We start from the raw sequence: 689 nt of genomic DNA, 5'->3' as shown, positions 1-689 counted from the left end.
TCCGGTCGATCGCGAGACCATCCATTTTCTCAAACGAGCGGCAGCCGCCAAGGTGCCGCTCATCGGAGTCTGTACGGGATCGTTCATCTTGGCCGAAGCAGGATTGATGCGGTATCATCAGACCTGCGTAAGCTGGTTGCATATAAAGGAGTTCCGCGAACGCTTTCCGGACAATCCCGTCCGCGCGGACTGCATTTTCAATCTCGATCGCAGGCGCGGTTCTTGCGTCGGCGGAACCAGTGCTGCGGATATGGCGGCCACGCTGGTGCGACGCCACATCAGCGGCCGGGCCGAACGGAACGCGCTCGAGGTTCTTCAGATCGACCAGGCCAGACCTGCAGTGCACATCCAGCCTCGCCGGCCTCTGTTTAAGGATTTCAGCAACATCCACGTCAAGGTTGCGCTCATGACCATGGAGCAGAACCTCGACGGGATGACGATTGAAGATCTGGCAGCAAGGATCGGTGTCTCGCGGCGGCAGCTCGAGCGGGTCTTCATCGAAACAACAGGGCTCTCCCCGGCACGAGCTTTTAAACAGATTCGCATGGATTACGCCAAACGAATGATCTCAAAGACCAGGGCTTCGAACATTGAGGTCGCGCTGGAGGTTGGCCTGAAGAACGCTTCCCATTTTACGAGAAGCTTCAAAAGAGTGCACGGCCAAACACCATCACAGGTAAGGGGCAGTT

Annotated in this window: 1 protein-coding gene; it reads left to right on the top strand. The window is 57.2% G+C overall.

The window, feature by feature from the left end:
• Positions 1–689, top strand: a 689-nt coding sequence (locus G6N73_RS36115) for a GlxA family transcriptional regulator (RefSeq protein ID WP_165034603.1), incomplete at both ends; no start/stop codon positions are given.

Origin of the sequence: Allomesorhizobium camelthorni, assembly GCF_011045125.1 — a bacterium.
GTDB lineage: Bacteria > Pseudomonadota > Alphaproteobacteria > Rhizobiales > Rhizobiaceae > Allomesorhizobium > Allomesorhizobium camelthorni.
The sequence above is the reverse complement of the archived record's forward strand: the minus strand, read 5'-3'. Positions and strand labels throughout refer to the sequence as shown.